We start from the raw sequence: 23,262 nt of genomic DNA on the forward strand, positions 1-23,262 counted from the left end.
TCCTTCTTCTCTCCATGAACCACCTCCGGTTTCATCTTCCACCTTAACAAGGTGTCTGTGAAACCGGCAGCAGCCCATCGCAAGACACTCAATGCATGAGGTCGTGCCGCCTTTGGAGCCTTTGAGTGATGTAAACCTCTTGGCGAGCCTCAGCATTAATTAATACCTCGAGCACTTCTGCCCGAGATAGATCATACTTTTTAGCCAGCCCATCAAGCTGTGCAATTGTTTTATCCTTGAGAATCAAATTGCACTGCCTTTTGTCTTTCAACTTAGCACGGTATTTTTTCTGACTCCACACCTTCTTGATATCGACCATCATCATCCGAACCTCAAGCTCTCCAAGAGGATTCTGATCAAAGAAAGAAAGCAAGTCTTCGTGACTTGAAACCATCGAGGGATTCAGGGAGACATTGGGATATCGCGCGCCCAGCCAAGTCCACATCAACTCATAGCCCGCCGGACCGGTTTCATCACGGAACCAATCAAAGACCTTGTCTTTTTGCCGTTGCATCTCCCAAGCCCGCCTTGCGAGCTCAACACAGCTTTCTTTTGCTTCGCCCTTCGACAGGTGCACATCAAAGAGAGTAATTATCCGCTGACGGCCAGATAAAAAACTCGATGCATCAATAACACCCAAGTACTCAGAGATTGGCTGTGATTTCAAATAACGCAGCATCCAGGCGTTCTGTCGTACATCGTCAACAAGCCATGAAAACCGATTTTTTGGCAAAAAAGCCTCGCGAACTTCAATACGCATGATCTCAGCAAGCCCATGGATGGAGCTTATATGGCGAGCCGCGACCGGAGAAGTATAGGTGCTGGGGTTTGGGAAGTCCCTCAATGCCCAACGAGGAAAACTCAAGAAAAGCCTGACCCAGTTCCAAACACGTTCTTCAAGCGCGTTGACCCCCAGGATCTCGGATAACTCGTCGTCCATGTGCACTGCCATAAAATTTTCTCAAGATGTCTAGTAGAGAATAAGAAGACTTCATGAACATTCTAACGATGACTCTATGACTTTTCAAGTTTATGCATAGAAGTCAAAATTTCATCACTTTGCAAGAGAAACGTCACGCATTGCCGCTGCTTCTTGGACCTACGGGCACATCGTCAGACTGAAAACCACGCACAAGCCACCTACGCGTCCATTCCGACCACCCTCCACAGCGACACCCAGCGCGCGCAGAAAAATCACAGGCTCGGGTCGTCCGTACCCTCATTTTCACCAAGTCGAGCCTTAAAGACTCGCGGCTCCGCATTGCTCAAACAAGCGCAGCGTCGTCTTATGCGGCAAAAAAAACACGGTCTACCAATGCTTTGAACCAACAACCTTAAGGGGCAAGGCATGAAGATTCTCCGACTAAAGGCCGTGCAAGAGATGACTGGCTTAGGCCGCTCATCGATCTACTCCTACATGGCTTCAAACACTTTTCCAAGATCTATCAAGCTTGGCCCCAGGTCCATTGGTTGGGTAGAAGAGAGTATCTTGAACTGGATTCAGGAGCGTCAAAAAGAGAGGGGCTGAGGCCCCTTTTCATCATCCGTCAGCTAATAAATTGTCAGAGCACTCTACCGACATCACCATTGTCTAAAAAGGCATCAAAACCAAACAAATTACGCCGACATCATTCGAAAATGCTTGACAAGCTCCTTCATTAAACCAACTCTCCTATTGGACTCGGCGTGGGTAATATTATTAATAAAGCAATATCAATTACCAAGGCAATATCAGCAAAGGAATGAGTCATTAAAAATAAATTCGAAGTAGAAGCAAATAAGCCCCCTCACCTACTCCGCAGCCCCCATGGCCAGATGATTGCAGCGATGACCGCATGCATTCCCGAGGAAATTAAATCATCTGCACATTCGACATCGATCCTGTGGGAGGTTGCATCCCTCATTCATTCCCAGAGTTTCTGCCATGTACATCAATCCGTCCAACCGCAATCAGACCTTGCATTACGAAGGCATATTCAAAGGTCTACGAGTACTGACTGACCATGGACCCTTTGTGACGGAGTACCTGGATGCCCTGTACCGCGTCCAGCAACAAGCACTCAAAGCGCACCGTCGAGTCTGCGCATTTCGGTTTGATCTTCGTTTCCCCGTGAGCATGGAGGCCAAGCAGGACCACATCAGCAATGCATTCATGACTCGCTTCATCGAGTCCTTGAAGGCAAAGATTCGTCATGACAGGCAGCGCGCCAAGGAGCGACGTCCCTCTGCCCACGACACGGATGTCCGCTATGTGTGGGCGCGGGAGGTCGGGGACGAAGGGCGCGTGCACTATCACTTTGCCCTGCTGGTAAACGGCAACGCCTACTTCTCGTTCGGCAAGCTCACCTCAGATCAGCAGAACATGGCGAACCGCATCCAAGAAGCATGGGCCAGTGCTTTGGGCTTGCCACTGGAGTGGACCAAAGGTCTGGTTCACTTCCCCGAGAACGCCGTATATCGTTTTGACTTGGAGTCCCCTCCCGAAGCGTCCGATTTCTTCGAGAGAGCCAGCTACCTGTGCAAGGCGGAGACCAAGCAGTTTGGCCTTGGTCATCATGGCTTCGGCGCCAGCCGCCACTGAAACTCTGATTCAAAAAGCTCTCGCCGTTATAGCAATCAACGGCGTTCATCGGTGGATCCCAACTGAGCAGTGTGGGGCGTGGCGCAGTTGACCGGACCCCTAGGCAACGAAGCCGGTAGTCAGTTCGAATTCCTCGCCCGCATCCAAGGGCAGTTGTGAGGCGTTTGCGGCCTCACTTTCGATCGGTTCGAAGGTCGGCTTCGAATACTATCGTGCGCAAATGACTGGCGACTGAGCGGTGGAACCCGGTCGCTTGAAAAGACGCCGGTTTAGGGAAGGTCGGCACTCCTCAGAATTTTCCTACCGAGCGCAGCAGATTCAAGAATGAAGATCGACATCATCAGCAGTGACGGCATCCACGCCTCAGAGAAGGATGCGCTCGAGCGCATGCGGCAGGCATTCAATGCATCCGAGTTCAGCCTGAAGTGGCAGGGCTACGCCGGCTTCATGATGATGGACACGACCTACCGGGATCGCGAGATCGACCTGGTGCTGCTGACCCATGATCGGCTTCTGCTCATCGAGCTCAAGAAGTGGCGCGGCAAAATCGAACCGATGCAGGATCACTGGTTGCGCGACGGCGACGACATGGGGCGCTCTCCAGTCAAAGTGCTCGCCGACAAGTGGAAGATTCTCTCGTCCAAGATCCGCAACCGCCTCACCGAGCCGGCCAGGTCCGTTTACATCGACTACCGCGTTGTGATGTGCGGAACAGCAGATTTCTCCGCGGTCCCTGATGATGAAAAAGCCTTCGTCCTGACGCTCGACAAGTTCCTGAAGATCGCCAAGCAGGGCGGCTATCGACAGGAGTTTGGCAATCCCTGCGCAGGTAAGCCCAATCAGCATCTGCAGACCTTCACGCAGTTCTTCCGTGGCCGGGACTTCAAGCCCGCGGGCTTCTCGTTCGGCAACTTCCAGATCATGGGCGAAGCGACCTTTCCGCATCCGCAGGGCCTGTACAAGGAATACAAGTCGGTCAAGAAGGATGACCAGCGGCACGAAGCCTTGCTGCGGCGCTGGGACTTCTCCGCGCTTACTGGCATCGCCGACACCCTTGATGAGCGGGCGCGCATCGCGCTGCGCGAGCACAAGGTGCTTGGCTTCATCCATGAGCAGTGCGAGCAGTTGGATGGCGTGGTGCTGCAACCGTTGTCCCATCCCACCCGGGACGACATCGACGCGGACTTCTGCGAACTCTACCGGCTGCCCTCGCGCCAACTGCGGCTCAACGAGTTCGTGCAACGCCACGGGCAGGACTTGGCGTTCGCGGATCGCCTGTCCTTAATCAAGGTGCTGCTGTCGCACTTTGCGGAACTGCACGATGCCGGCGTGGCGCATCGCGACGTCAGTGACCACAGCCTGTGGCTGGAGCGGCCGTCGAAGGTGTCCATCTCCGGCTTCCTGACCGCCTACTTTCCCGAGGCGGGCACGGTCGGGCCGCTGCGAGACAACCTGCGTGCCGGTAAGGCCGTGCTACCCGAGGATTCCGAGTTGGGCGAGGGCGAACCGAGCGACGCATTTCAGGGCGACGTCTACCTGCTCGGCGCGGCCGCGCACCACGTGCTGTTCCTGCGCCTCCCGCGTCAGATGGAAGGCTTGTTCCTGTGGGAGCTTCCAGAGGGGACCGACTGCGATCCCGGCCTGGCAGCCTGGTTCGCCCGAGCCATGGATTGGATTCCATCGGCGCGCTTTGCGAACGCCCGCGTCATGCTGGACGCCTTGAACGCTCTGCCGGTCGGCCGACCGTCAAGGGCCGAGGTGGATCTGCACGCCTTCGAGGCCTACCGCAGCGAAGTCATGCCGATGGTGGCCTATCCAATTGAGGAGAACATCAAGCAGGGCCACAGCCATCTCTACCGCTCGACCGTGGGCGGACGCCCAGTGTCGGTGAAAATCTGGTACGGGCGCCGACCCGATCCGAAGCGCCCCGAGGAGACTCATGCGCTGAAGATGTTCCTGGACAAGGCCCGGCTTGTCCAGAGTCAGCCCTGCGCCTCGCTGGCGCCGGTGGTGGACTTCGGGATATCGGACGCTGGCACCTTCCTGGTCCAACACTGGGTGGAGGGGCTGGGTCTGCTGGAAGCCGGCGCAAGCCGCCCGGCGGCGCGCGAGATCCTCGCGTTGTGTCACCAGTTGATCAAGGCCACGCTGCATCTGCATGGTCTGGACCTGCAACACGGCGACCTGCACCCTGGAAATGTCCTGATCGACGGTGCAGACGTGCGCTTCATCGACGCCATCGACATGGTGCAGGGTGGCGCTGCCGGTCCTCACAACCCAGCCTATGCGCCCGTGGACCACGAGTCAGTGTCGCCCGAGCAGCGCGATTGCTATGCCGTGGCAAAGATGTGTGGGGAACTGCTAGACGGTGTTGCGTCCTGGGAGGGGATTGATGCAATCCCCTTGCGTGAGGAGATCCAGCGCTGCCTGGACAAAGAACTGCGTGTGCATGCGCTCGACCGCATCGACGACGCTCTCGCAGGGTTGCTTCATCCGCCATTGCTTGACACCGGGCCGCGGCTGGTCGTTCAGATGCGCCAACTCACCTCGCGCACGCCGTTGGCAGGCGACAACGGTGCGTTCCATGTGGGAGTGGCGATCGAACGGGTGCGCAATAGCCGGCAACTGCCCCACGTGGAAGTGTCGCTGTCGGGAGTGCGTCGGCGCCTGCTGATCCTGCTCAAGCCTACGACGCTCGACTTTGCGTCGCTGCGCGTGCACGACATGCCACACAGCCAGTTCGTGCGCATGGCAACTCAGGCAACCGCGACGCTGAAAGCAGAAATCCATTTCGAGCCCGCGCCGGTCGACGATGCCAGCGACTTGCTCGCTGCGCTGGAGGCGATAGCGGGGGTTCGCGAGGCCATCGACGCCGTCCGCTCCCAGATCCTCGGCCTGGACGCGCCCGAGGAGGAGGTTGACGCCGGCGAAGAGGATTTGGGCGCGCCACGTGCCGCCCCTCGGACCGAAGCGTTGTGGCGAGCTATCCTCGATGCCGAAGAGGCTACGCTGCCCGAAGTCGAGATCGCAGCGCCGGTGGCGCGAGAGATGGGGCGCCGTGACAAGCTGCGCATTCCGTACCGCAAGGAAGGCGAGGCGCTCGACTACGAATCCGACGCGAAAGTCGAGGCCCTGCAGGAGACCAATGGCGAACTGGTGAAGGTCGGCGACATCGACATGCGCGAGACCACCCAGGCCATCCTGGTGATCGACAACCCGCGCATCCGCATGCAGACCGGTGTGGGCGATCGCATCAAGCTGCGCAGCCAGCAGGATCTGTCTTCGTTCCGCCGCCGGCATCTTGCCGTCACCCGCATCCTGGGGCGCGAATCGGTACTGCCCGACCTTGTCGACTATTTCGATCCAGTGCAATGCCCGCTGCCACAAACCCTGCAGGCCTCGCCCACCGACGCAGAGCTGGATGCCTACGACCGCCACGACGAGTCGGGGCAGTTGGTGTTCTCCCTCAATCGGCAACAGCGGGATGCCTTTGCCAAGCTGTGGTCCCAGGGGCCGCTGAGCCTGCTGCAAGGGCCGCCGGGCACGGGCAAGACGTCCTTCATCGCATCTTTCATCCATTACGCGATGTCCCACGGCGCACAGAGCATCCTGCTGGCAAGCCAGTCGCACGAGGCGGTGAACAACGCGGCCGAGAAGGTCATCGAGCTGTGCCAGCGCACTGACCTGCCACTGGACGTGGTCCGCTTCGGGGCCGAAGGCATGGTGTCTGAGCAACTGCGGCCGCACCATTCGGCGTCCATCCTGCAGGCCTACCGCGATCTGTTCCGATCCGAGATGCGCCAGCGCGTTGTGGCGCTGAGTCGCAACCTGGGCTTGCCCAGTGCCTTCGTGGAGGATTGGTTCGACATCGATTTCCACCTCGGACGCCTCTTGAGGGACATCGAGCGGCTGGCGCGCAAGCGCTCGGAAGCCAATGCGACGGGAGAGGACCTCGCGTCTGCGGCCGCGCGCATCGGGCAACGCACCGAACGTTTGCGCACCTTGGCTCGCGAGAAATTCGACGTGCACGAGGTGGCCGATCCAGCCGAGACGATTGCCCAACTACGGCGCGCAGCGATGGAGGCCCACGGCGTGACCTCGGCCGATGCCGTGTCCAAGCTCGATCAGGTCATGGAGATGGCCCAGGAATGGGTGGACCGGCTGGGGACGCTGCGTGGCAATTTCGAGGAGTTCCTCGCCAAGACACGCTCTCTGGTGTGCGGCACCTGCGTGGGCTTAGGGCGGTCCCAGTTCGGGGTAGCTCGTAGCCGCTACGACTGGGTGATCGTCGACGAGGCGGCCCGGGCTACGCCGGGCGAGCTGGCCGTCGCGATCCAGTCGGGGCGCCGCGTGCTGCTGGTCGGGGACCACCGCCAGTTGCCGCCGCTCTACACCGAGCCGCTCGTGCGGCGGATCTCTGCGGACCTGCAGTGGCCAGACCGATCCGTTCTCACCCGCAGCGACTTCGAGCGCGCCTTCGAGTCCGACTATGGGCGCCAGGTCGGCGCCACCCTGCAGACCCAGTACCGCATGGCGCCGCCGATCGGCGAGCTCGTGTCTGCCTGTTTTTATCCGGTGCCGCTGCAGCCCGGCCGCGGTGATCCGCCGCCGTGGTTCGATCAGTTGCCCGAGCGCATCCGCGCGGTTGTGACCTGGATCGACACGTCGGACGCCGGGCGAGAATCCCACGACCGGCCCAAGACGCCCGGCTTCGACAACCTCTACGAGGCGCGCGAGATACTGGAGCTGCTGCGCTCGATCTGCACCGGTGGGCCCTTCGTCCAGTCCCTGCTGGACCACTGCGCCGAGGAGGAGAAGCCCATCGGGGTCATCTGCATGTACGCCGCGCAGGAGCGCCTGCTGCAGCGCATGCTCAGCGAACAGGACTGGGCCACGGGCTACCGGCGCTTGATCAAGATCGACACCGTCGACAGCTACCAGGGCAAGGAGAACCGGATCATCATCGTGTCCACCACGCGCAACAACGGCCGCTACGAGCAGGGTTTCCTGAGCAGCAACGAGCGGGTGAACGTGGCGATCTCGCGCGCCATGGATCGCCTGGTCATCGTCGGTGCAGCCCGCATGTGGCGCGAGCGCCACCAGCGTTCCCCCATGGGGCGGGTCCTCGCGCACATAGAGACGCACCGAGACGACAAGGCGTTCACGATGGTCCAGGCAGCAGCCTTGGAAGGGAGGCCGGCATGATCACGCTTGAGGAACAACAACTGCGCGAACACCTCGCGGTCGAGGAGATCACGTTCGCTATTCCTGCGCAGAGCTTCGCGATCTCGTGCGCCATCAGTGCCGAAGAAGCGCTGCCCGTGGTGACGGAGTTCGCTCTGCGCATCGCGTACGTTTGCGGCACGCTCAGTCCCGCGCAGATCCAGGATTTCTTTGGCTTCTCGAAGAAGGAGACCGATGCGGTGCTCAAGTCCCTGCTCGAAGAGCGGCTGCTGCAATGGAACGACGAGCACCTGGAGCTCACTACTTACGCGCTGGCGCGCTTCCAGGACAGCTCGGACAATCTGCCGCGCTTCTTCAAGATCCAGGACTGGAGCGCCGAAGTCGTGTTCGACCTGATCAGCTTCAGCCCGGCGGGTCGTCCGAGCCGCCTGAAGCGGGTGCGCTCGCAGATTGAGCTGGCGACACGCAACCTGGACAAGCAGTCGCGCACGCGGCAATACGCGGAGCAGTCCTTCCAGCAGAACTTTCGCCAGATCTGTACCAGGGAGAAGGCTGAGATCTACAAGATCAGCGCCATCGACGCCGGTGAGCGCTTCAGCATTCCCCTGCCGTGTACGTTCCACCTCGATCTGAGCGGGCAGACGAGTATTCGGCGCGACATCGATGATGAAAGCTTCGGCAGCCGGCTGGAGATCGCCGAGGCGATCACCGACGCGCTGGCCAGCCAGGAGCGGGGCGACAACGAGCGCTTGCGGGACTTCATCCAGACCTTCGATGACACTCTGCTGCAGCGCTACGTGACAGGGGATGCGTTCGATCTGCGCCGTTACGCCCAAGAGGTCCATCTGACGCGGTCCGTGCGCCCTGAGGACGACCGCGTCACGCCAATGCTGGGCGCGCTGTACCTACCACGCAATGCCGCCTTGCTGCTCGAACGCCTCCAGGCGGCGATGGCGCAGTTGAACGCACGGATTGAGCCTGATCCGCCTTCTGCAGAAGAGACCGAAATCGACGCCATAGACGTTGTGGGAACGAGGCGCCCTAAGCGATGGGAGGCCCTGTGGTGGGCGCCGCAGTCGCCTCTGTGGGCGCGCACACGCAGTGCGCGCGAACTGGCGCAGAAGATTGACCGATTGCTGATCCCGCAAGGTGGCGAACCCGCCGTGGCTGGACTGCAAGTCGTGGTCCCGACAGCACGCCGTTCGCCTCGGGAGCGCTTAGCCGTCTACCAAGATCAGTTCAGTCGTTTACTGGCGGCGGATGTGGTGTTGATGGATGGGAGTCTGGAGCTGTTGATCGTGCCTGATGCCCTAGTGTGTGCCATGTTTCACTTCAATTTGGCTCACAGCGCGACGGCCGTGCCGATCGGCTTCATGTCGTCCACCCCTGAGCACATTGCATCCGCAGGGGCGCTGGTTTCAGCGCGAATGCGAGGCCGCTCGGACGGCGTTACCCCCGCACGCGACGAGGGTGGTGCAGCGCTAATCGAAGGTCTGACGCAACTGGTGGCGCGCCTGACACCGCCAAGCGAAGTTGACGCCGATGGGCCTACAAGAGGTGGCCGGGCTCGACTGACGCTGAAGAAGTAGCGAGAGAACATGGGTTCACAAGTTCAACCGCGGCCGCAACCAGTCTAGAGATGACGGAGTCGGGGCAGATTGCCCTGGCGACGAGGAAAGACGAGCTTCGCACCTCTCCTCGTCCTAGTCGCATCAATCAAATGTTATTGTTTCCTTGAAAGTCGTCAGCGCAGCCGGATGGCCCGGCGCACCCGGATCAACCAACACCCGCTTGATGTAGCGAACCTTCTGCGTGCCCGGTGTGTGCCAGCTCAGCTCGACCACCGTGCGGCCATCCACATCCAGGCCATGCCGGATGAAGTTCAAGTCCTTGTAACCGCAATCCGGCAGGCAAGACAGGAAGTCACCGGCAACCAGATCGGTGTACGCGATGACCTCGTTCGCATCGGGTTTGACGACGCAGTTTCCGCCGGTGTTGACGAAACCATCCGAGCCACTGAGCGTCACCGAAGACTGCCCGAAAGCGTATCGCTGCTGAGCCTGGATGTTGTTGATGCACGCTGTGTTGGTGATCGCGCTTGTAGCCGTACGCCCCGCGAAGCTTAGAACCGTCCCCGTCGATACCGTGTCGATGCTCTGGCTAAAGTGCGCCACCGCATCCTGCACGCTCACCAAAGGCCGAGCGCCCGCGTGAGCAGTCAAAAACGCCTGCACGTCAGGGTCGTTTTCAAAGTCCTCAATGCGCTGCGAGAAGTCGATGCTGAACGCCCCAGCAATCGCCGGCAGGCGAATCCCGTTGGACGTGTCGTTGTCGGCATCCACCGTCTGAAGGAATCGCAGTTGATTCACGATGCGGTCCAGGTCCGTTTCCTGGACACCCGTGTCGCCGGGCGTAAGCGTGCTGAACCCGACCGACGAAGACAGGGGCGTGCCGTAGATCGTGAAGCTCACGGTCTCACCAGCCAGGTACTGGAAGCCACCTGCGGCGTCGGTCACACCCGACTGCGTCGGGGTGCTGTAGCCCAGGCCCTCCACCGGCGCATCCAGAAACTGACCAGCCAGCGCCGCATTGCCGCCGGGACCTTCTTCTGCCGCGCTGAAGCCCCCACTCCCCCCGCAAGCACTCAACGCCCCCAGGGCGAGCAATGCCACCACGGTTAAGGCAAGAAGCGCAGCCCGCGCCCTCACCCGATGGTGACCGGTGCTTGCCACGGGTTCCGCTGCCGTTTCCTGTGTTGTGAATCTTGTCATGTTCCTTGCTCCTCCTTTGAGCGATTGACGTTCAAGCCTTGCCCCAGTTCGCGCAGGCAAGTTCTGTAAATGGCCGGGCCTACGATGCCCGACCGGCGCAGTGCATCCAGGCGCGCACGGCGCATGGACACGGGATGCGAGTCGTCGCCAATGAGCCGCCAGACGGCCTCCACCAATTGCCTGCGCGCAGCAGGCCGCTTGACGAGGTACGCCAGCACTGCCAAGGGCCCCAGGGCGACCGAAGCCGCAACCCAGGAACTGCTCCCAAGGCCGACACGGCTCGCGCCCAGGCGGCGCATGTCGATGACGATCACCAAGGCCCAGAGCACCGCGCTCAACGACCACCAAATGAAAAATTCCATTGCTTAACTCCTGAATATCATATGCGCATTTAGATTATCAAATGCACATCTAGAATTTTTTGAATGCCCGCCGCCATCGCTGACGCACGTCACCACGCCATTGCCGCGCTGCTGGTTCAGCTGCGCAAAGAGCGCGGCTGGCTGCAAAGCGAACTGGCACGGCGCCTGCGCAAGACGCAAACGTTTGTCTCCAAGTACGAAACGGGCCTGCGTCGACTCGATGTGGTCGAACTGCTGGACATCCTTCGGACGCTGGATGCCGATCCGCACGAGTTCATTGACCAGGTGCTGGTCATGCCCAAGTCCAGACTGAAGAGCTGAGGCCTTGGCCGGATCTGCGTGACCCCTTGTGAGGCTTCGTTTGCAGACCTGCCAGTTGCGCTCAAGACGGCGTGCTGACGCGCACCGCTACCTTTCTCTCCAGCTTGTTCCTCAGTCGCTCTGAAGGCGAGGTGTCCGAGGCATGCGCTTGGCCCTCCGCCGCCCCTGGCTCCGGCCCAGGCGTGGGGTAGAACTCCTCCACGATCTCCCCGCCCTCTTCCTGCGATTCCTCGAATGCGCCAAGCGCAAGTCCGGCGCGAGCTGCGCCGTCCAGGTCGGCCTGACTGAAGCCAGCTTCCTGCTTGGCCAGGGCTTCGCCCCTGGCTTCAAAGATCGCTTCCTTCAGGTTGCTGCCCGTCCTGATCGTGAGATCGACGTAATAGATGGGTGCGCCGTGCGACTGCTGGGTGGACTTGCCCCGCAGGCGCAACTCCAGCGGCAAGGTCGAGAGATTGCCGCCGCTGACCGCATGGAAGTACTTGAGCCGCGTGGCCAGCGTGCGGATGCTGTTGAAGCCCGAGGTGCGGAACACGAAGCTGCTCAGCTCTTCTTCGTCGCCGATGCGCACGTTCAGTCGCCCGAAGGGTTTGCAGCCGCGATCGGCCAACTCGCAGGCTTCCGGGGCTCTGCACTCCAGCGTCTGCATGCCAGTGACCGTGGCGCGGCGACAGGTCTGGCCATCCCCAACGCATTGCGGACGGCCAGTGATCCGGTCGAACAGGCAGTAGCTCGCGCGCAGGTTCAGGTCAGGGTCGTCGAACAACAGTCGCACCGGGATGCTGCGCAGCTTCACGCGAGCGTGTGGGAGCTCGCCCTCTGCCGTCGTGCCTGCCTCCGTTCCGGTCCTTGGTCTGACCTTTGTTTCCGCTTTGCCACCGGCACGATCCTTCACCCTGTCTGCCGCCTGCGCTCTGCGCAACTGCTCATCGAGGGGGTGCAGCATCCAGCCCTCCCGGGTCTGGACCTGGGTGGTCAGCGTGAATTCGTCGTCTTTCTCGGCCCGGCGCCTACCGCCACGTTCGACGATGCGGCCGATTGAAATGCGCCCCACCACCGGGGGCGTGAGGGCGAGTCCTTTGAGCATGAAAGCTCCTTTCGTACTTGAAGAAATGGGTGTGGATTCAGTGCATGCGGGATGCATCAGGTGGTTGAGGTGTCGTGAATCAGGAAGCGGCGTGATCCCGGCTTGTCCACGGCGTAGCGCGCTCTCAAGTCCGGGTGGTCGGACAAAAGCCGCTCGATGTCCACGGCCTGGCTGTCCTTGCTACGCTTCCAGGTCACGAAGGCCTGCTCGAAGCGAACCCGCGTGGCATCACCCATGCGTTGCTGGATCTGCTGCTTCAGGGTGGCTTCCAGCTGCACCTGGCTTTCCAGCTGCTGGCGCACCGCGAGCAAGTCGGAAAACACCGCCGCCATTACCAAGTCGCAAGACCAGTCGAGCGTCTTGCCGCTGTCCCGTGGGTACAAGGTGCGCAAGGCCTTGTCCGCCGAATCGGAGCCGTCGGCCGGTGGCGGGCGGTCCTCGGTGACGTTGCACCAGAAGTCGCCTTCCAGCTCGATCAGACGAGCGATCAGGTCATCGTCACGGTGGATGCGGTACACCTCCAGCTTCTGACCGCCCAAGAGCACGGCCACGTCGGCGGCCTGCTTGCCCGTGACGGCCAATTGATGCTGGACTTGCAGCTGGACGTATTCGGGCACGCCCTCTTTCCAGAGCCGCGCGCCATACTCGCCAGCGGTCTTGCACTCCAGGATCTGGACGCCCGATGTTCCGACGACCTCCCGGTCCAGGTTGGCCAGCATGTACGGCACCGTGGGATGGCGCAGCACGGCGTTGACCTTGCGCACCCGGTTACCGGTCTGCTGGGTGTAGGCCGCCGCCACGACGGGCTCTAGCCACTGGCCCCAAAAGACTGGCTCGCGCGTATCGGTGGGATCGGGTTGAGGCAGATGGGCATCACGCCCGGTCTTCTCCATCCACAGTTCCAGCGCACTCTTGTGGGGGTTCAGGCCCACGGCTGCAGCGGCGTCCGAGCCGCCGATGCCGCTCTTGCGCACTTCGAGCCAGTCGGCCCGCTCGATCTTGCGCGTGTCGACCAGGCGCAAGGCGGGCAGCGTTCTGGCCAGACGGTCCCGCTGTATCCGCTCTATGGGTTGATGCATGGTGTTCTCCAAAATGAAAGGCCCGGGTGCTTTCGCATCCGGGCCTGTATGCCGTCCTCAACTGGCTTGGTGGGTTCTGGTGTGACCTCCTGAAATAGAAGATTCAAGCCACCAGCTTCATGGCCTCATCCCAGGCCTTTTGCTTCACAGCCGCTCCTGCACCGAACCAGGCCGCATCGCGGCGGTGGTCTTCGCTGCGTGCACGCCGGTGATGCTCCACAAACTCCGTCACTCCGTTCAGCAGGCCCCAGGCGGTGCCTGAGGCCGAGGCCAGGTTGGAGCCCTTGCCGCGTCCGGCGAAGAGTTCCTGCACCGCCTTCAGCGCACGGTCGTTGACCGCCGTGACCGGCTGACCTGAGGGGTTCACCGCGGCGTAGGTCAGGACGCGCTTGAAGTACGCCTCGGCCATGTCGGGCGTGACCTTTCGCTCGGCCATCGCCTTCATGCGGACCACCCAGCCGTCCCATGAAGAGATAGCGATTCCCAGCTGGCGTTTGACGGCCTGCGGATCGAACTGGCTGCGGTGGTGCACCTTGACAGCACCCTTCCCTTCACCCAAGGCAATCGCGAGTGTGTTGTTGCAGACCACGCGCACGGAGGTGAACTGTGCCGTGGTGGCCAGTGTTCCGTCGCAGGCTGTGGCCAGCAGCAAGTAGCCGTGCACATGGTCCTTGTCTTTCAGTACGGCGCTTTGCCCGGTGCGGGCCAATGCCCAGAACTTGCGGCCCTCCTTGAGCACGCCTGCGGTCTCCATCTCGTAGCCACCGAGCTCGGTGAGGTCGCGGAAGTACGAAATTATTTCGCCGGGTTGCACGACCTGGTACCGCTTGGAAACCACCGACAGCGGGGCCTTGTTGTCGGAGCGATACAGGACCTTCTGTTCGGGGAACGCGTGGATGCTGCCCAGGACCTTGGAGTCGTGGCCATTGCCGGCGACGAAGCGCACTTCGGATTCTTCGATGCGCCAGTTCATGCCGGCCTTCTCGGCCCAGACTTCAAGGGGTTGATGGGCGGCGAGCTTGTGGCCCAGGCCGTGCCAGGGGGTCTCGTTGGCGTAGGCCATGGTTTGTACGAGGTGCATGGAAATCTCCTTGTGGGGAATACGACGGCATAAAGCCCGGACGAGGCCGGGCTTTGACGCGTGGGGATGGGAATGTGCTGCCGGGGGCAGCGGGTGGTGAGCGAGCCGGTGGACTCAGTCGCGAGGAGCGCGATAGGGAAATCCGAAACCCTCGTCGCCTTCGTGATCGTCTTCCCAAATGGAATCTGCGGGAGACGCTTCACGGTCGTGGCCGTGGAAGGCGGCGTGACCGTGGGCATTGGATGGGGAACGGGGCGGCTGTGCGCCGTTGGCGTGCGTCGGGGTCGAGCTGAAGCTGTGGCCGCAGTCCAGGCACAAGTGGTTGTTGAGCAGCTTGTCGTCGAGAAACTCGCCGAGCGCAGCACCAACCGTGCAGCCGGCCGCCGCGCCTGCCAGTGCCGCCAGCAAGGCTCCGGCGACGGCTCCCAGCACCGTGCCGCCTGGGCCGGCCACGATGCCCAGGCCAGCTCCTACCTGCAAACCGATGCGCGCACCCGCACGAGCGCTGGCCCAGGCGGATGAACCACTGGCCAATGCGCCGGCCAGGCCGCCAATGGTCACGGTTGCTTTGCGGGCTCGGTTGCGACTCACCACACGCTCACTCTGGCAGCGTGGGCATACAGGGGTCACGGCGTGACGGGCCTGCAGCGTTGGTAAGGGTCGCAGCACCCGCGCCAGAGGCGAGAGCGCTGGGTCCAGAGGACTCCCAACAGGAAGACGATGGCGAACGCGATCAGCGTTTCGAGGGAGGATGGCATGGGAAACACGGTGACTCCTTGAGGTGAACAAGGCGCTGGAACCGTTGTCCCAGCGCGAGAGCTTCAGGGGCTCTCGGTACCGTGATATGCGTTCGAAAAAATCTAGATTCTGAATCTGGCGTATGCCCGCTACGCAGCCACCGCACTACCGAATCGGGTCACCCCCGGCCCTACAGCGGACCTGAAACGCTTGCCGGTGCACGCCTTTCGCTTCGGACTCAATAATCCAACGAGGCGGGCGGCCGCGCCCGGACCAAGTCTCGCCCGTGGCGTCATTTACGTACTTTGCCTCGACTTCCGACGTTCCAAACACTCTCGAAGACGCAGCGAGCGCTTTCGCAGACTTCACTCGAAAACCGGCAGAGCGGAGAAAGACCAGCAGCTCTTCGAGGCCAATATCAAGCTCGTGCATGGTCCTTGAGATCTCCTCGAATGCAACCTTGACCTCTATAAGCCGCTGTTGCTCAGCCTGTTCGAACAGCTTTAGCGCCTGCTCTTGCAATTCGCCGTATGTGGTCATGCGCTTGAAGCCTGATAAGAGTAAGTGTGAAGGAGGAAGGCAGCTCGCTAGCCGACCGCGAGTCCTACAACAGCTCAAGCCATTGGATCCGCTCAACTCAGTTTCTACGTCGGTTCTCGATCGGGATGCGAATATCGTACGACCTTGCACGTCGAGCATTGGGCGATCCATGCTTGAGCGCCACGACCACTATGAGGCTAGGACGGCGACGGCATTGATACTGACTTTTTTTACAGTATGATGCATATTAGCTGAACTGGTGGACCTCACCAGTTGACCTTGTACGGAGACTAGAATGCGTTCCATGAAAGCAACGTCAAAAGTTGGCGGAGGGATGGCTGCCCACTTCTCTGGACACGAGACATTCCCTTTGAGGCAAATGTGGCTCAAGAAGGCCTTCGATCAGTCCGTCGAAGGCGGTTTGGTGCGCAAAACTGTCTTCATGGATGAGAGCGCGATCGCGTCCTTCGGCGTCGGCAAAAATATGGTGTCGTCGATCCGACATTGGGCGTTGGCGTGTGGGGTCATGTATGAAGCCCACGACGGTTTTCGTATTCCCAGCCTCGCGAGTGAGATTCTCAGAGACGGCGGACTCGATCCTTACGCAGAGAGCCCTGCAACCGCTTGGCTCGCCCACTGGCAGCTCGCCGGCCGATGCCTCCGGTCGACCACGTGGTATTGGCTGTTCAACCATGTAACGGCCCCCACTTTCACCCGCCAAGAGCTCGAGGAGCCATTGGCGCGCTTTGCGCGAGAGCTTGATCCAAAGCACCGACTTTCCACTTCGACGATATCCCGCGATTTGGAGACATGCCTTCGCAGCTACGCTCCACGCGCGGCGGGCGGCTCGCCGGAGGACTTCGCCGAGCCACTGCTTGGAGAGTTGGGCCTGTTGCAGGAAGTTCACAAAGGTCAATACGCCTTCCGCCGCGGCCCAAAAGCGTCTCTGCATGACGGTGTCTTCGCATATGCCCTTGTGGACTACTGGAACCGCAAGGCAGAGGGTCAAAGCTCGCTTGCCTTTGAGACGGTAGCCTATGCGGAAGGCTCGCCTGGCAGGGTGTTCAAACTCGACGAGGAGTCGATTGCGCAACGGTTGATTGCGCTCTCTGATTTCACCGGGCGAAAGCTCGAGTGGACTGACTCCGCAGGTCTGAGGCAGGTGCACCGTAAAGAACTAGCCACAGGAGACATCAAGAACATGATTAGGCACGCCTATGACTGACAAGAAGCAACAGGCGCTCTCCGACATCGTTCAGATTTCTCGTCAATATCAGCGGTCCATCCGCGTCGACGCCGACATCGGCCGTGCGGACGCACTCTCCGGCTACATCTGCCATGCCACCGCAACCGCCGTGGTGGATGGCATGTGCAAGCAACTCGCCAGCACCAACCAACGTTGCTTTACGTGGACCGGCCCGTTCGGTGGTGGCAAGAGCTCGCTTGCTGTGGCTCTGGCGAGCTCGCTGCATCCCGACAAGACCCTGCGGGCCAAGGCTCGTCAAGTTTTGGGGCTGGACTCCAAGCCTGCTTTCGACAAAGCCTTACCAGTTCAGAAGGGTTGGCTGATCGTGCCGGCCGTGGGTCGGAGAGGTAGCGTTGTGGCGGATCTGCATGCCGCGCTGCGCCGAGCGCTGGGCAAGACGGTCGACGGCCGAAGTAAACCCAACGCGCAGACCCTGATCGCCGATCTTCTAGAAGAGGCGAAGAACCGCCCTCGCGATGGCGCATTGGTAATCATCGACGAGATGGGAAAGTTCTTGGAGGCCTCCGCCCTGGGCTCCGGCGACGATGTCTACTTCTTCCAAGAGCTCGCCGAGGCCGCAGCACGCTCGGAAGGCCGCCTGGTCGTTGTGGGTGTGCTGCATCAGTCCTTCGCACAGTATTCGGCCCGCCTGGGCATCGACACCCGCGACGACTGGGCCAAGATCCAAGGCCGCTATCTCGACTTGCCCTTCGTGGCGGCGAGCGACGAAGTAGTCGAACTAATCGGTCGCGCGATCGAAGTCAGCGCCACGCCTCCGTGGATGCGCGACGCATCCAAGTCGATCGCCGATGCCATCCGGTCGCGACGCCCCGCCGTAGGCAAGGAATTCGCCCAAGCCTTGGAGGCCTGCTGGCCGCTACACCCGGCCATGGCCGCTCTGCTGGGCCCGATCTCCAAGAGGCAGTTCGGCCAAAACGAGCGCAGCACCTTCGGTTTCTTGTCTTCGGTGGAGCCTCATGGCTTCCGCTCGTATCTGAACTCGACGCTTCGCGAGGACGCGAGCTGGTATCGCCCGAGCGACTACTGGGATTACCTACGCTCGAACCTAGAGCCCGCGATCCTTGCTTCGCCCGATGGCCACCGCTGGTCGCAGGCTGTCGAAGCAGTGGAGCGGGCCGAAGCCAAGACGGGCGACGCGCTGCTCGTCTCAATGATCAAGAATATTGCTGTCATCGACATGTTCCGCAACGGCTCGGGCCTCGCGGCCGACGCCGCGGTGATTGGTGCCCTCTTCTACGACAGGACGCGCGAGCAGCTCGACGAGGCCCTGAAAAAGCTCTCTGACCTTAAAGTCGCCCTTTACAAGAGCTACACCGGCGCTTGGTCGGTGTTTGAAGGTAGCGACTTCGACATCGATTCTGCTATTGCGCAGACCTTGGCGGCTTCACCTGGTATCGACTACGGTCGCCTGGCCCAACTCATGGGCATGCATCCCGTGGTGGCGAAGCGGCACTATCACGAGACTGGCTCCATGCGCTGGATGGAGCTCTCGCTGTGCAGCATCGAGCAGGCCGAGAAGATCGCCGACAACTTCCACCCGAAGAAGGGCGAGTTCGGCGCTTTCATCCTCGCGTTGCCTAGCAAGGGCATGAAGCCCAGGGATGCGAGAAAGCGCGCGCAGGCTTGCGCGAAGCTTCGCCCATGGCCAGTGATGATTGGCATCCCTGAGAACCACGCCCGCATCGCCGAGCTCTCCGCCGAACTGGTGGCATTGGAGCAGGTCAAGGATCGCCACGAGCTCTCAGGCGACGCCGTCGCCCGTCGCGAGGTCTATGCTCGCCTGGCGGCCACTCGCGCGGATCTTGAAGATCAACTGCAAGCGGCCGTGTCGCTGGCGAAGTGGCATGACGGAAGCGAGCAAATTGTCGAGCCAGGCTCGAAGCTCTCGCCGGTTACGTCGAGCCTGGCCGAGGACATGTTCTGCGATTCGCCCCCGGTGTGGAGCGAGCTGGTCAACCGCGACAGCCTCTCAAGCAACAGCGTCAAGGCTCGAAGGGATTTGCTCCATGCGATGATCAACGCCGAGGGCCAAGAAGCTCTGGGCTTCGAGGGCTTTCCGGCCGAGCGCGGACTCTATGAGACGCTGCTCAAAAGCACTGGCCTTCATCGCCAAGACGCATCGGGAGCCTGGCGCTGCATGCCACCGGGCGATCAGTTCGCGGAAGGCTTCAAGAACCTGTGGGACGCCACGCGCGCCCTCTTCTCGGATTCAGATGCTCGCGTGGGCGCTCATGAGATCTATGAGCTCTGGAGTGCGCCACCCTTCGGTATGAAGCTGGGCATCCAGCCTGTGGTCCTCACGGCCTTCCTGCTGGCGCACAAGGCCAACGTCGCAGTCTACAAGGACGGGATGTTCGTGCCTAGGCTCACCGACTTCGACATCGATGAGTGCCTGCAAGACCCCGACCGCTTCTCTCTGCGGTGGGTGGCCATCGACGAAGACAAGAACCGCATCCTCGACGGCATCGCCAAGCTTCTGGCTGAGATCGGCGAGAACGCCGGCGCGGCCGACCCGCTCGAGGCGGCCCGCGGCCTGGTGGCTATGGTCTTCAATCTGCCAGAGTGGGCTCGCCGCACCTCGCGCCTGGGCAAGACTGCACGCGAAATGCGTGACATGCTCTTAAAGGCGAGCGACCCGCACAAGGTGCTGTTCGTCGACCTCGCGTCGCTGCTTGAAGCCGCCGACGGCAAGGCCTACGTGAAGGCGCTTCGCGCGCCGCTGCAAGAACTTGCCGGCGCATACGGCAAGATGCTCTCGGAAGTCGAAACCAAGATGCTCGCCGCCCTCGACGCGAGCCGGGATGACCTGCAGGCCCTGCGCGAGCGGGCGAACTCCGTCTCCGGTATCTCAGGCGACTACCAGATCGATGGCTTTGCAACACGCCTAGCCAACTACGACGGTTCGCGCACGGCTCTGGAGGGCATCCTGAGCATGGCGGCCGAGAGGCCTCCTCGCGACTGGGTTGATCGGCACATCGACGCGGCCGTCTTGGAGCTGGCGAAGTTCGCTCGACGCTTCCGCGAGTCGGAGGCCTTCGCAGGGGTGCAAGGCCGCGCGGCGCACAGCGAAGCGATCGCGGTGGTCATTGGCGCGGGCGCGGACACCAAGACGATCTCGCGCTCGTTCTCGATCCCCGATCGCCATCGCAAGACAGTCGAGGCCAAGGCCGACGAGCTCGCATCGATGCTGGAAGGCCAAGGCCTGGGCACGGAAGTATTGCTGGCGATCCTGGCCAAGACCGGGATGAGGCTGGCGTCCATCGACAAGGAGACTGCCAATGGCTGAACGCCACGTTCTGGGAATCTCGGGCGGCAAAGACAGCGCTGCTCTGGCCGTATACATGGCCACCAAGCGCCCTGAACTCGACATCGAGTACTTCTACACTGACACAGGCGAAGAGTTGCCCGAAGTCTACGAGTTCCTCGCCAAGCTCGAGGGCAAACTGCACAAGCCTATCCTGAGGCTGAACCCCAATCGCGACTTCAAGTTTTGGCTGCGCCAATACAACCACTTCCTGCCCAACCCGAACTCGCGGTGGTGCACGCGGAAGTTGAAGTTGGCCCCGTTCGAGGAGTGGGTCCGCCCCATGCTGGCGGCAGGCGACAAGGTCACCTCCTATGTCGCCATCCGCGCCGATGAGGACTATCGCGAAGGCTACGCAGCCAAAGCCGACAACCTTTTCGTGAAGCTTCCCTTCCGCGAGGCTGGCATAGACAAGGCCGGCGTCATCGACATCTTGGAGAACTCCGGCGTCGGCTATCCCAAGTATTACGAGTGGAGATCGCGCAGCGGCTGCACCTTCTGCTTCTTTCAGCAGAAGATCGAATGGGTGCGCCTGCGCGAGAAGCACCCGGACGCTTACGAGGCTGCCAAAGCCCTCGAAAAGGATGCCTTGGAGCACGGCTCGCCCTTCACCTGGTCCAAGGGCGAGTCGCTCTCGGACATGGAGCAGCCAGAACGCATCTCGGAGATCCAGGCCGAATACGGGATCCGCCGCGCGCGTATGCTCAAGGCCATCCCCATCAATCCGCTGCGACCTGTGAAGGCCTGCCCGGACGACATAGACGACATTTACGGGGTCGACGAGGGCAACGGCTCCTGCGCCGTTTGCCACAAGTAGTCAGAAGGGGGAGCAGCCGATGAGCGTAGACGACCCGAAATCGAATCCTCCCAACGCCTGCCCCATTTGCTCCAAGACCCGCAGGGTGTCCGAGCACCTGATTGAAGCGGGCCTGGCCGCGACCTACCTGGCCAACACCTCGACCTTTGAAAGCGAGCATGGCACGGCGACCATCCGCACACAGACCATTGGGGACTGGTTCAAGCTAGCCGCTCAACTCGAGAAAGTCGAAGTCAACACCTGGAAATTTGAATCATCCGACGCCGGCTTTTACTGCGGCACGGTGGCCGACAACATCGACGCGCATTCGGAACACTACACAAACCATGCGACAGCGCTAACCCGCTTCGTGTTCGTCTGCAACGGACTTGAGGAGGCATATCGCTTCATCGACCACCTCTACGCCCCGCTGGCGGCGGCCAAGGGAGTAGCTAAGAAGGATCTCAAGCGAACCAGCAGCATGCGGGCTATCGCGTTGCTTGATGACCTGTTCGAACAGAAGGGGGTGGCGGGCGCCCCGCGAGATTTCGAACACCACTGTTGCAACTTCATCAGCCTCTTCAACCGATACAAGGATAAACATAAGGCGTCAGTTGGCGGAGTTGAGGCCGGCGCGGAGAAGCTGCCCACCTTCGCCCTCCAACTGGTGCGCAACCTTCGAAACCATGTGGCGCACGGCACATTTCCCTTGGGGCCCCCAGCGGACTATGGAGGCTATGAGGACAGCGAGGAGTTGATCCTCATGCTTCGGCACGCGTGCCGAGTCGCTGCCCTATATACGCAGATCATCTTCCGCTGGTTCGGTCTCGGCTTCCAGTCCCATGACTACCACTCGATGCTGGACTACGGGAAAGAATTCGAGCGGTTCGCGGAGCGATGCACCCTGGAATACGTCCTGAACCTTCACCTGCAAAGCGACTTTGCCCTACACCAAGACCACTACGTCATCGACGACGACGATGATGACGACGTGGATGTCACCGTCTATAGACCTGGGACTGCCCCAACCTCACCATAGATCGGAAGCGGCCGCGCGAAATCACACCAGGCGATCATATCCAGAGATGGAGCTCGTCAAAGATGCGTTGGCACATGTACTCCAGAGGTCACAGCAGGTTCAGATATTTGTCCAGATTGGATACTGAGATTGATCTAGTCTCGCCGGACGTTAAGACAGAGAACTCGTCCATCCGGATCGTGATAGTCACCCTCCTCACGGAACAGATCGCCGCCTGCGCAACGTACTTGACGAAAAGCTCCGCCTCGTAGTTCCCACGCGGCCACTCGTCTGCTTGGTACATTGGCCCGTATACTGGAACAAACAGCACTGACTGTTGCACGGACGATTGAGGTGCAATCGCGAAATCTCCAAACGGGCGACCCAAGCGACGTCGCGTCGCATGTGCTTGCCCAGGCATGTCAGGAATGACCAGCTCCGGTCGATACCGCATTTCTCTCGTAGCCGACCAAACGCGCAGAAGAAACATTTCCACTACGGCAGTAGACGACCCGCCGTTCACGACGGTGAGCGGCAGTACTAGCTCGAAAGCTCGGTTAGACGCTACTGCTGGTCCTGCGAGATCCAACACGCTCCAAAGCACCGCGCAGTTCGCTGTTAGGCGTTGACTGACCGCATGCGGATAGGACGCAGTAACTCCTGTCAGCAGCCATCCATCGAACTCGTCTCTAGTCATTCGCCGCCCATGTATTGCCGCCTGTAAAAGCCGGGCAACGAGCTCGTAAATCAATGACTCGCGGAGTGTCAGTGGAAGCGGCTCGATGGACTTCGCCGTCAAGTAGCGATCCACCTTCGTGATGGCCTGGTCGAGCAGAGCCAACGTGTCCATCGAAGTGGGAGTAGGAATCTCGACGCCGTCAAACGGCGCCTCCGACAGAACAGTGGCGGCGATCGGCCCTGCCAAGATAAGCTGGTACCTATCCGCCGAGGGCTCGGACTCCTTGAGCTCCTTGCACCAAGCAACGACTTCCGCCTTGCCAATTTGGTTCTTAGACGATTTGACTTGCTGAGCGCAGGTTGAACCGTTGGCGTACTCCCGTAAGCGTCCAGCCATCCCATCTTGAATCTGCGATAGGAGCATAGGACGCTCGTGTCCACCTTCAACATTTTTGGTG

At 60.8% G+C, this 23,262-nt stretch carries 18 protein-coding genes; 9 read left to right on the forward strand and 9 right to left on the reverse strand.

All coding sequences use genetic code 11. From position 1 onward, the window contains the following. Positions 1-88 precede the first annotated feature (88 nt). Positions 89-952: a ribbon-helix-helix domain-containing protein gene (locus tag AC3WPZ_RS24125; RefSeq protein ID WP_492441923.1), complete on the reverse strand. Its 864-nt coding sequence runs from the start codon at positions 950-952 to the stop codon at positions 89-91. Positions 953-1,348: 396 nt separating this feature from the next. On the opposite strand from AC3WPZ_RS24125, the gene AC3WPZ_RS24130 reads away from it, so the two are divergent. The 4 genes from AC3WPZ_RS24130 to AC3WPZ_RS24145 all read left to right on the forward strand — a co-directional run bounded on the left by AC3WPZ_RS24130 (position 1,349) and on the right by AC3WPZ_RS24145 (position 9,354). Further along, positions 1,349-1,528, forward strand: a complete 180-nt coding sequence (locus tag AC3WPZ_RS24130; RefSeq protein ID WP_492441925.1) for a helix-turn-helix transcriptional regulator — start codon at positions 1,349-1,351, stop codon at positions 1,526-1,528. Between the two features lie 396 nt (positions 1,529-1,924). After that, positions 1,925-2,581 (forward strand): inovirus Gp2 family protein, encoded by a 657-nt coding sequence (locus tag AC3WPZ_RS24135; RefSeq protein ID WP_492441927.1) that lies wholly within the window; start codon positions 1,925-1,927, stop codon positions 2,579-2,581. A 324-nt stretch (positions 2,582-2,905) separates the two neighbouring features. Next, positions 2,906-7,786, forward strand: a complete 4,881-nt coding sequence (locus AC3WPZ_RS24140) for an AAA domain-containing protein (protein ID WP_492441929.1) — start codon at positions 2,906-2,908, stop codon at positions 7,784-7,786. Then, positions 7,783-9,354, forward strand: a complete 1,572-nt coding sequence (locus tag AC3WPZ_RS24145) for a hypothetical protein (RefSeq protein ID WP_492441931.1) — start codon at positions 7,783-7,785, stop codon at positions 9,352-9,354. The genes AC3WPZ_RS24140 and AC3WPZ_RS24145 overlap by 4 nt, the downstream gene beginning before the upstream one ends. A 123-nt stretch (positions 9,355-9,477) precedes the next feature. Here the strand turns inward: AC3WPZ_RS24145 and AC3WPZ_RS24150 are convergent, their stop codons facing one another. Further along, positions 9,478-10,536, reverse strand: coding sequence for a hypothetical protein (locus AC3WPZ_RS24150; protein WP_492441933.1), 1,059 nt, complete (start codon positions 10,534-10,536; stop codon positions 9,478-9,480). Then, entirely contained in the window at positions 10,533-10,898 is a 366-nt protein-coding gene (locus AC3WPZ_RS24155; RefSeq protein WP_492441935.1) for a hypothetical protein, read from the reverse strand. The genes AC3WPZ_RS24150 and AC3WPZ_RS24155 overlap by 4 nt, the downstream gene beginning before the upstream one ends. Before the next feature lie 63 nt (positions 10,899-10,961). Between AC3WPZ_RS24155 and AC3WPZ_RS24160 the strand changes: the two genes are divergently transcribed. Then, positions 10,962-11,219, forward strand: coding sequence for a helix-turn-helix domain-containing protein (locus AC3WPZ_RS24160; protein WP_492441936.1), 258 nt, complete (start codon positions 10,962-10,964; stop codon positions 11,217-11,219). A gap of 61 nt (positions 11,220-11,280) precedes the next feature. Here AC3WPZ_RS24160 and AC3WPZ_RS24165 read toward each other — a convergent pair whose 3' ends face one another. The 5 genes from AC3WPZ_RS24165 to AC3WPZ_RS24185 form a co-directional block, all read right to left on the reverse strand. Beyond that, positions 11,281-12,303: a recombination directionality factor gene (locus AC3WPZ_RS24165; protein ID WP_492441938.1), complete on the reverse strand. Its 1,023-nt coding sequence runs from the start codon at positions 12,301-12,303 to the stop codon at positions 11,281-11,283. Positions 12,304-12,359: 56 nt separating this feature from the next. Then, a complete protein-coding gene (locus tag AC3WPZ_RS24170; protein WP_492441940.1) occupies positions 12,360-13,382 on the reverse strand; it encodes a YqaJ viral recombinase family nuclease in 1,023 nt (340 codons plus the stop codon). 103 nt (positions 13,383-13,485) lie between these two features. After that, positions 13,486-14,463, reverse strand: a complete 978-nt coding sequence (locus AC3WPZ_RS24175) for a DUF932 domain-containing protein (RefSeq protein ID WP_492441942.1) — start codon at positions 14,461-14,463, stop codon at positions 13,486-13,488. Positions 14,464-14,577: 114 nt separating this feature from the next. Beyond that, the gene (locus tag AC3WPZ_RS24180) at positions 14,578-15,024 is read right to left on the reverse strand and encodes a hypothetical protein (protein ID WP_492441944.1); all 447 of its coding nucleotides are present in this window, start codon (positions 15,022-15,024) and stop codon (positions 14,578-14,580) included. 342 nt (positions 15,025-15,366) lie between these two features. Then, entirely contained in the window at positions 15,367-15,741 is a 375-nt protein-coding gene (locus tag AC3WPZ_RS24185; RefSeq protein ID WP_492441946.1) for an H-NS histone family protein, read from the reverse strand. A gap of 304 nt (positions 15,742-16,045) precedes the next feature. Here AC3WPZ_RS24185 and AC3WPZ_RS24190 point away from each other — a divergent pair, with 304 nt between their 5' ends. The 4 genes from AC3WPZ_RS24190 to AC3WPZ_RS24205 are packed head-to-tail and all read left to right on the forward strand — an operon-like array spanning position 16,046 to position 22,147. Then, the gene (locus AC3WPZ_RS24190; protein ID WP_492441957.1) at positions 16,046-16,966 is read left to right on the forward strand and encodes a DUF4007 family protein; all 921 of its coding nucleotides are present in this window, start codon (positions 16,046-16,048) and stop codon (positions 16,964-16,966) included. Beyond that, on the forward strand, positions 16,959-20,294 hold the full coding sequence (locus AC3WPZ_RS24195) for an ATP-binding protein (protein WP_492441948.1): 3,336 nt from the start codon (positions 16,959-16,961) through the stop codon (positions 20,292-20,294). The genes AC3WPZ_RS24190 and AC3WPZ_RS24195 overlap by 8 nt, the downstream gene beginning before the upstream one ends. Next, positions 20,287-21,129: a phosphoadenosine phosphosulfate reductase domain-containing protein gene (locus AC3WPZ_RS24200; RefSeq protein WP_492441950.1), complete on the forward strand. Its 843-nt coding sequence runs from the start codon at positions 20,287-20,289 to the stop codon at positions 21,127-21,129. Before AC3WPZ_RS24195 ends, AC3WPZ_RS24200 begins: the two co-directional genes overlap by 8 nt. Positions 21,130-21,148: 19 nt before the next feature. Continuing rightward, the gene (locus AC3WPZ_RS24205) at positions 21,149-22,147 is read left to right on the forward strand and encodes a hypothetical protein (protein ID WP_492441952.1); all 999 of its coding nucleotides are present in this window, start codon (positions 21,149-21,151) and stop codon (positions 22,145-22,147) included. Positions 22,148-22,235: 88 nt separating this feature from the next. Here AC3WPZ_RS24205 and AC3WPZ_RS24210 read toward each other — a convergent pair. Further along, the coding region (locus AC3WPZ_RS24210) for a hypothetical protein (RefSeq protein WP_492441954.1) at positions 22,236-23,262 on the reverse strand (1,027 nt) is incomplete at its 5' end.

Source organism: Hydrogenophaga sp. FW305-3-2-15-A-LB1 (genome assembly GCF_058787875.1).